The sequence below is a fragment of the Halobacteriovorax sp. HFRX-2_2 genome (assembly GCF_043196705.1).
Lineage (GTDB): Bacteria > Bdellovibrionota > Bacteriovoracia > Bacteriovoracales > Bacteriovoracaceae > Halobacteriovorax_A.
This window is the reverse complement of sequence record NZ_JBEBMT010000001.1, coordinates 452,530-460,302: the sequence shown is the minus strand read 5'-3', so window position 1 is coordinate 460,302 and position 7,773 is coordinate 452,530. Positions and strand designations below refer to the sequence as shown.

Sequence of the window (7,773 nt, the reverse complement as noted above, 5' to 3'; positions counted from 1 at the left end):
CTTCCCCTCATTATAACATAATCATTTTTTAAAAATTATGAAGCTGCTTCTTCTTTCTTCTCTGCCGCTTCAGCGTCAGCGTGAGTTTCAACAACCATTTCAGTTTCTTCAACTTCTGGCTCAACAACTACTTTTGGTAGGTGACAAGAAACAACTGATGCAGTTGGCTCATGTGCCCAAGTAAGACCTGTTGGTAGAGTGAAGTGCTCTAGAGACCAGTGTCCATCAAGCTCAAGACCAGTGATATCGAATTCTAGTGATTCTGGCATATCTTTTGGTAGACCTTCTACTTCAACTTCATGCATATTGAAGTTAACTAGACCACCAGCTTTTGTTCCAACTGCTTCACCAACAAAGTGGATTGGAAGAGAAATAACAACTTTCTCTTTTGCTGATACTTTGTGGAATGAGCAATGAACAAAGTCCGTTCCTAGGTGCCCTCTTTGTACATCTGCTAGAGTTACAAGGTGTTTCTTACCTTCGAACTCTACTTCAAATACTTTTCCTGAAGTGTGTAGAAACTTTGAAAGCCCTTGCTTTGGAACCATGAATTGAGCTCCTGCAAAACCTTTGCCGTAGATAGTTCCTGGAATATATCCGTCTTTTCTCATTTGAGTTGTTGATCTTCCCGGTTTTCTTGTTTCAACTTTTAAAATACTAGTTGTTGACACATTTTCCTCCTGTGTTCCGTGGATTCAATAGATAGTATTCTATCGACCGTTCATAAAAAAAATTTAGATAAAACTTGAATAAAAACACACAATCACATATTTTTTCCCTATGAAAACCGACTTAAAAACACAGCTACTCGACTCATTCTATCTACCCGCAAGTGATATCACTCCAACTAGTTCACAAAAGGTTATGATTATCCTTCACGGCCTAGGTGATAGCCTAGAATCGTATAAAGTATTTACTCAAGAAATTAATGTCACAGGCCTTAGCTACCTACTACTTAATGCTCCAAAGAAGTATTATTTTGGTTACAGTTGGTACGATATTCCACCTAATAATCCAGTTCCAGGAATAGAAAATAGTGTCAGAGTTTTAACAAAGATCATTGATGAGATCGTGGCCAATAACGAGCATATTGATTATAGCGATATATTTATCGGAGGCTTCTCACAAGGTGGTTGTGTTAGCCTTGAAACGGCCTACCAGCTTGATCACAAGCTTGGGGGAATTATTCTCATGTCACCAAGAATCTACCCAGAAAGACGCCCAAGAGAGCTGTCAACTTGCCTAAAAGATACAGATATTTTCTGTGCCCACGGAAGTCTTGATCCCGTTATTGATATTAATCAAACGAAAGCAGGAATTGAGCATCTGGTGGCCCTGGGAGCTAATGCGCAATTCCATGCCTATGAAATGGAGCATGAAATTGATATCGATGAAGTGATTCAACTGCGTAACTGGTTGAATGAGCGTCTTTAATTTCCGACACTTACCCTAAGCTATTTCCAAAACTGCCATTATTAGGTAAGATAGAAGAAATTGAAACTCAGGAAATAAAGGAATCAATATGAGCGATAATCCATTCAACATTCTTGGTAAAGAATCAACTCCTATTAATCAAGGAGAAGCAGTTTCTGGTGCTGATAAGTCACAAGAACTTAATATTCAAATCGAAACACTAATTAAGTCAGCTGATCTTTTCTTATTCATGAAAGGAACTCCTGATATGCCAATGTGTGGTTTTTCTGCAAATACAATTGCAATGTTAAACTCTGTAGGTAAACCATATAAGACATTTAATATTTTAGAAGATATGGATATTAGAGAAGGACTAAAAGCTTACTCTAACTGGCCAACTTACCCACAACTTTACTTCAAGGGTGAGCTTGTAGGTGGTAACGATATTATCACTGAAATGTTCCAATCAGGACAATTACAAGAAGTTCTAAATAGCTAATTAGTTTTTTAAGAATCGACGCTAGGCCTTACAACGTTTTGGCCTAGCGATATTGAAAACGTTGTAAATTCAAAGTCTTTTTCAAAATCAAGAATCATATTATTTTCAAGCGCTAATTTTTTCGAAATACTTAAACCGAGCCCAGTTCCCTCGCCCACATCTTTTGTTGTAAAGAAAGGCGTAAAAATATCCTTAACGTCTTTATCCTTGATTCCGTCACCACCATCTTGAATATAAATGGTATAGTGATCAAGCATTGACTCTTCTACCCAAATTTTAATCCAGCATTTTTCGAGACTATCAAATTTATGAACTGCCTGATACGAATTTGTGAGAAGACTTAGAACCACTTGATAGAATTCATTCTTCTTACACGCAACCTCAAGTTCACTAAATGGATTTTTAAAATCGATATATATCTCACGCCCAGTTTGCGCCTGGAAAAGCCCTAAAGAGTCTTGAATTAATTTATCAAGATTATGAACCTCTTTGGTGATGGAGTTTGACGAGCGAGAATAGATTTTCAAGCTATTTGCAATATTCTCAATACGATCGACTTGCTTAATAATACTTTCTAATTTCTTTAGGTAGCCAGGATCAGAATCTTTGATCTTTCCTGCATAACGATCTTTTAGCTGTTCGGCCTGAATGCGAATAATACATAATGGATTATTTATTTCATGAGCAATACCAGCAGACATTTGCCCAAGAGAGCGCCATCTTTCAAATTCTTCAAATTGCTTTTCTTGCATCTTTAGGGTGACACGATTGGTATGTTCTTGATGAACATCACGAATCTGAACCATATAACGGCCAACACCTTGAATAACAATATAGGTAACACTAATACGACAAAAGCGCTTCTTTGAACGACGCTTTCGATAAATAGGATGAGTTACTTTAAGAGCAACACCATCAAGACGCTTTGCCTGTTCAAAAGTATTTAAAAAGAAGAGATATTCTTCATCATCAAAAATAACTTCAGAAAATTTTGCACCCACAAGACTTTGCTTTGTCACCTTATTAATATCTAAGATAACAAGCTGATTATTTAAAATAAATAAGTCATCATCAGTTGCGGTATAGAAATTTTTAAATAAAGTAGAGATGAAATTTTCAGGGCCAGCATTTGTATTTCGACTATAAACCTCAATATAAGAAGGTTCGCTCCCCGTTGCTGAGTAGCCTGGTTGAAGCCAAACTTCCCACAGGTCTCTCTCCCCTAGTAAATTTATGCATTCAGAGAAGAAGTGGCATGCTTCTCCTTTCTTTGCTTTTTCAACTTGCTTAAGGAAGAACTCCATTTTGTCGTCAGGAGTATACTTAAAGAGATTGGTTCCAATATTTAGGCCATAACCAAGATAGAGATCATTGACGTAAGTACACACCCCATCAAAATCGATGTGACAATAATGGATATTCGAATTTAATAGCTCCTTATTGAAGCTACTATTCGGTTTATTCACTTGGCGTCTCGTCTCAATCATATTGACTATAATTGGTTTAAATCAACTTCTTCTAAATATAAAATCGCCTCTATTAGTAGTAGAGGCGATTTAAAAAATTAAAAATTATAATGAATTTTCTGATACTGAGTTTTCACTATCGTTACTACTAGATGAAACATTTGATTCATCAGTACTTGCAGCTTTTTCATACGTATCAGGAATGAGTGACCACTTACCGCCACCTTCTGAACGAATGATATAACCATAGTCATGAAGTTTTCTTCTTAGGTTATATAAGTGAACATCCACAGTTTTTGGGTGAACAGTTGTGTCGCCCCAAACATTATCTAAGATATCATCGCGACTTACGATGCGATGTGGAGAATTAATAAATAATCCCAGAAGTTGTTTTTGCTTACTAGTTAAGTGTTCAACTTCTTTTCCATCGAGAAGCATCGACTTGTGAGCAATTGGTTGTACCATTCTTCTTGGGCTACCATTAAATACATTCTCGATCTTAACGATTAATTCATTTTTCTTAAATGGTTTCGTTAAGTAATCAAGAGCACCTTCCATAAAACAGAATCTCAGAGCATCGATATCATCAATACTAGAAACAATGATAAATGGAATTACCATTAAGCGACGATCTTTTGAGTGATTTAGGTACGTCATAAAGTTACCATCATCAAGCATAAGATCTGCAATTATAAGTGCAGGATTCTTTTCTGTATTAGAAAGAGCCTTTTGAAACTCTTCAATTGAAGTAAAGAATCTTAAGTTGTTGTAGCGGTGAACGAGCGTTTGTTCGTAAACAAAACGACATCCCTCATCATCCTCTAAAATCCAAATTTCCTTGTCCGTTGCCATTGTCATAATTCAAACCTCACCGATAAATTGTTGTCCCCATCAAGAATTTCGTAATCCTTTCCCTTCGCTAAGAAGTTATGAATTCCGATATATCTTCTTAATGATTTTTCGTTTTCGTCACCTAAGTTTAAGATGGAATCTAACTCTTGTCTTAAGTATTTGTTTAATTCTGACTTAATAAAAATTAATTTTCTTAACTCGTCTTTAATTTCTAAGGTGATATGAAATGTTTCGCGACCTTCTTTTTTTGCTAAAGTCGAAAATAAGTGGGCAAAAGAGAACAAGATCTCACATAAATCATTGGCCTCACAACCTTTTACGGTTGAGTCGTTTTCAATATTCCATGTTAAATCTGCATAATGTTTCTTTAAGTAGATACGTGCTTGACCGAAGGCCCTTGCAGCAATTTTACTTAAAGGAACTTCTTCATCTAAGAAATATGGCGTCGATTGCTTAAGAAGGTTTAGATCATTCTCAAAGCGTTCAAGACCTTGGTTTAATTTTTTCACAAAAGGGTTTTCTTGATCCTGATCTTGCATTAACTCATCAATACAAAATCTAATCAAATGCATATGCCCCGAGTAATCATGGGATAAAACTCTTAGCGTTTCGTTAAAAGCTTCCCCTCTATCCAATTCGTTATTCATAGAACCTGCGCTGTTATTTCAATATATATTTTGTTTACATACCAATAAATATTGCTTATTCAAAGGAAAAAATCACGCATATCAGTAAACTATTGAAATTAAAGAGGAAAGAAGGAGTATTTTTTATACTAGATTGGACAATATCCAAAAGATATTCTAGTTTCGCCACATGGAAAATAAATTTTTAAACGCTGGTAAAGACGAAGTCTTTGCAAAGAAAATTGAAAAAATCTCAGATTTTGAATTCAATCAAGATGTGGCCTCAGTATTTGACGACATGGTGTCACGTAGTATTCCAAATTATCACGAGATTCATAAAATTATCATCGACCTGACAAGACGCTTTTACGAATCAGGTACTGTCTATGACTTTGGTTGTTCAACAGGAACAACAATGCTTTTAATGGCCGACTACTTTCGCCAAAATGATAAAGAGCTACCTCAATTTGTTGGAATTGATACTTCAAGGCCAATGCTTGAAAAAGCAGCACAGAAGCTTAAGTCTCACGGACTACAGGAAAATGTTAAGTTACTAGAAGAGTCGATTACTGATGTAAAGATTGAAAATGCTGGTATGGCCATCATGAACTATACGCTTCAATTCCTACCGGTCGAAGAACGCCTTGATGTTCTTAAAAATATCTACAATGGCCTAAATGATAATGGCTGCTTTATCTTAGCAGAAAAGATCATCTGCCAAGACGAGCAAATTGATAACTTACTCATTGATCTTTATTACGATTTTAAACGTAGAAATGGTTATAGTGAGATGGAAATAGCTCAAAAGCGAGAGGCCCTCGAAAATGTTCTTAGACCTCTTACACCACAACAACAACTTAAAATGCTTGATGAAGCAGGATTTAAGAAATCTGAAATGATTTTTAGATGGTATAATTTTGCTTGTTACCTATGTATCAAATAGGAAGAGAATGGATAATTTAGAATACTTAGAAAAATTTGGTAATCGAGTTGATATTGAATCTTTAAAACAGCTTAAGGCCGAAAAGATTCAAATGTTTCGTACAAAGTACCAAAAAGAATACAAAGAGATTTTTGATATCATTCCTTCTCTTGAAGAGGATTCAAAAGAAACTCTAGAAACAGCAACGAAACTTATTCCTTGGCGAAAGGGACCTTTTCAAGTTGGCGAGCTCGATATCGATGCGGAATGGCGCTCAGATAAGAAGTGGCAAAGATTAAAAGAATCTCTACCAAACTTGAAAGATAAGGTTGTCTTAGATGTTGGCTGTAATAACGGCTACTATATGTTTGAGATGGCCAAGCAAGATCCAAAACTAGTGCTTGGAATTGATCCAGTGCTACACAATCAGGCCCAGTTTGAGTTTATCAATCACTTTAAAAAGTACGATAATTTGAAATTTGAATTATTTGGAATTGAAGACCTTCCAAATTTTAGATCATTCTTTGATGTCGTCTTCTCAATGGGAGTTCTCTACCATCACCGTCATCCTCTTGAGCAGCTAATCTCAATTAGAGAGTCTCTTGTTCCAGGCGGAGAAATGATTATGGAGACAATTGGTATTCCTGGAGAAGAAACGATCTGTCTCTTCCCTGAAGACCGTTATTCAAAGATGAGAAATGTATGGTTTCTACCAACTCTTAGTTGTCTAAAGAATTGGATTAATCGTACTGGCTTTATTGATATGGAAGTTGTTTCTGTTTCAACGACTAATTTTGAAGAGCAGAGACAAACAAAGTGGTGTCCACCTCCACATCAATCACTTGAAGACTTCTTAGATCCTGAAGATAAAACGAAAACAGTTGAAGGCTATCCTGCTCCAGTAAGGTTTTGTATTAGAGCAAAGAAAAAGCCTAATTCACCAATAAAGACTTTTTAATGATCAATAAGAGCAGAAAGGCCATTTACCTAAGCTTTGGAATTGCATTTGTGATTCTTGCCTTTATTGGTATCTTTCTTCCTCTTATTCCAACAACTCCTTTTCTGCTACTAAGTGCATACTTCTTTTCTCAAAGTAATGAGAAGTACTACCAGTGGCTCCTTGACCACAAAATTTTTGGGCCAATAATCACAGATTGGAATAAGTATGGTGTCGTTAGTGTGAAGTCAAAAATCATTGCCATCTCAATGATCGTGGCCCTCTTTTCGTACTCACTGATTTACGTAGAAGTTGATCCAACGATAAAAGTTATCGTCTCATTAATTGGAATTGGGGTTATTGTTTTCTTACTGACAAGACCGAGTAAGAGAAAGCTATAATTTATACTTCTGACCTTTTTCAAAAATATAACACTCTCCGTGAACAACAATTTCTTCATCAGTAACCACAAGTCCACTTCCATCGGGACAGGCATAAATTGGATAGCGAGATAGAATCGAATGTCTCTTCAATTCGTCATCGTAACGCTTTGATTTGCGATAATGTGGAAAGAATTCAAAGTCGATAATATTCATGGCCTCAAAATCAGTTACATTATCTTCATTATCATCGCGATCCCAAGGCGGGAAAGATGCCGTTAAAATATTAGGAGTTGTGATAATGGCGCCAGCAGAGAGTCCTGTTAGAATTCCTCCTCGCCCTACATACTCAATCAGCTCTTCAAACATCCCACTTTCTTTGAGGTGCTTTAAAAAATAAAAAGTATTCCCTCCCCCAAGATGAATCACATCGCTTTGAAGGGCCTCTTCTTTTAGTGTTCGATCAAACTCATGATCAACAGGAAGATGAATAAACCTTTTAAAACCTATTTTCTTATAGGCCATGATTAGGTCAATGAATTCTAATTCAGATTCATAAGATCCTGCAGGTATATAAGTTATGCTTGGTGAATCGCTCTTACAAAGCTCAAGGATATGCTCGTCAATTTCGACATTGTCACAAAAGTCGCCGCCACCATATAGTCCAATTTTCATTTG

At 36.2% G+C, this 7,773-nt stretch carries 10 protein-coding genes; 5 read left to right on the top strand and 5 right to left on the bottom strand.

The window, feature by feature from the left end; genetic code table 11:
* Positions 1–35 precede the first annotated feature (35 nt).
* Entirely contained in the window at positions 36–671 is a 636-nt protein-coding gene (locus ABMA79_RS02210) for a 50S ribosomal protein L25 (RefSeq protein WP_392856764.1), read from the bottom strand.
* Positions 672–780: 109 nt separating this feature from the next.
* Here ABMA79_RS02210 and ABMA79_RS02205 point away from each other — a divergent pair, with 109 nt between their 5' ends.
* Together ABMA79_RS02205 and grxD are read left to right on the top strand one after the other, a co-directional pair.
* On the top strand, positions 781–1,434 hold the full coding sequence (locus tag ABMA79_RS02205) for an alpha/beta hydrolase (protein ID WP_393089882.1): 654 nt from the start codon (positions 781–783) through the stop codon (positions 1,432–1,434).
* 88 nt (positions 1,435–1,522) lie between these two features.
* The gene (gene grxD, locus ABMA79_RS02200) at positions 1,523–1,912 is read left to right on the top strand and encodes a Grx4 family monothiol glutaredoxin (protein ID WP_392856768.1); all 390 of its coding nucleotides are present in this window, start codon (positions 1,523–1,525) and stop codon (positions 1,910–1,912) included.
* A gap of 8 nt (positions 1,913–1,920) precedes the next feature.
* Here grxD and ABMA79_RS02195 read toward each other — a convergent pair whose 3' ends face one another.
* The 3 genes from ABMA79_RS02195 to ABMA79_RS02185 all read right to left on the bottom strand — a co-directional run bounded on the left by ABMA79_RS02195 (position 1,921) and on the right by ABMA79_RS02185 (position 4,877).
* Complete coding sequence (locus ABMA79_RS02195; RefSeq protein ID WP_393089879.1) at positions 1,921–3,378, bottom strand: nitrogen regulation protein NR(II); 1,458 nt, start codon at positions 3,376–3,378, stop codon at positions 1,921–1,923.
* 105 nt (positions 3,379–3,483) lie between these two features.
* The gene (locus tag ABMA79_RS02190; RefSeq protein ID WP_393089876.1) at positions 3,484–4,236 is read right to left on the bottom strand and encodes a response regulator transcription factor; all 753 of its coding nucleotides are present in this window, start codon (positions 4,234–4,236) and stop codon (positions 3,484–3,486) included.
* Complete coding sequence (locus tag ABMA79_RS02185) at positions 4,233–4,877, bottom strand: hypothetical protein (protein ID WP_393089873.1); 645 nt, start codon at positions 4,875–4,877, stop codon at positions 4,233–4,235. Before ABMA79_RS02185 ends, ABMA79_RS02190 begins: the two co-directional genes overlap by 4 nt.
* Positions 4,878–5,046: 169 nt before the next feature.
* Here ABMA79_RS02185 and cmoA point away from each other — a divergent pair, with 169 nt between their 5' ends.
* Genes cmoA through ABMA79_RS02170 form a run of 3 tightly spaced genes read left to right on the top strand, consistent with a single transcriptional unit; the run spans position 5,047 to position 7,116 of the window.
* Positions 5,047–5,799: a carboxy-S-adenosyl-L-methionine synthase CmoA gene (gene cmoA / locus ABMA79_RS02180; RefSeq protein WP_393089870.1), complete on the top strand. Its 753-nt coding sequence runs from the start codon at positions 5,047–5,049 to the stop codon at positions 5,797–5,799.
* 7 nt (positions 5,800–5,806) lie between these two features.
* On the top strand, positions 5,807–6,736 hold the full coding sequence (gene cmoB / locus ABMA79_RS02175) for a tRNA 5-methoxyuridine(34)/uridine 5-oxyacetic acid(34) synthase CmoB (protein WP_393089867.1): 930 nt from the start codon (positions 5,807–5,809) through the stop codon (positions 6,734–6,736).
* Positions 6,736–7,116: a YbaN family protein gene (locus tag ABMA79_RS02170; protein WP_393089864.1), complete on the top strand. Its 381-nt coding sequence runs from the start codon at positions 6,736–6,738 to the stop codon at positions 7,114–7,116. The genes cmoB and ABMA79_RS02170 overlap by 1 nt, the downstream gene beginning before the upstream one ends.
* Here the strand turns inward: ABMA79_RS02170 and ABMA79_RS02165 are convergent.
* Positions 7,111–7,770, bottom strand: coding sequence for a Type 1 glutamine amidotransferase-like domain-containing protein (locus ABMA79_RS02165; RefSeq protein ID WP_392856782.1), 660 nt, complete (start codon positions 7,768–7,770; stop codon positions 7,111–7,113). The two genes, ABMA79_RS02170 and ABMA79_RS02165, sit on opposite strands and share 6 nt — an antisense overlap.
* Positions 7,771–7,773 lie beyond the last annotated feature (3 nt).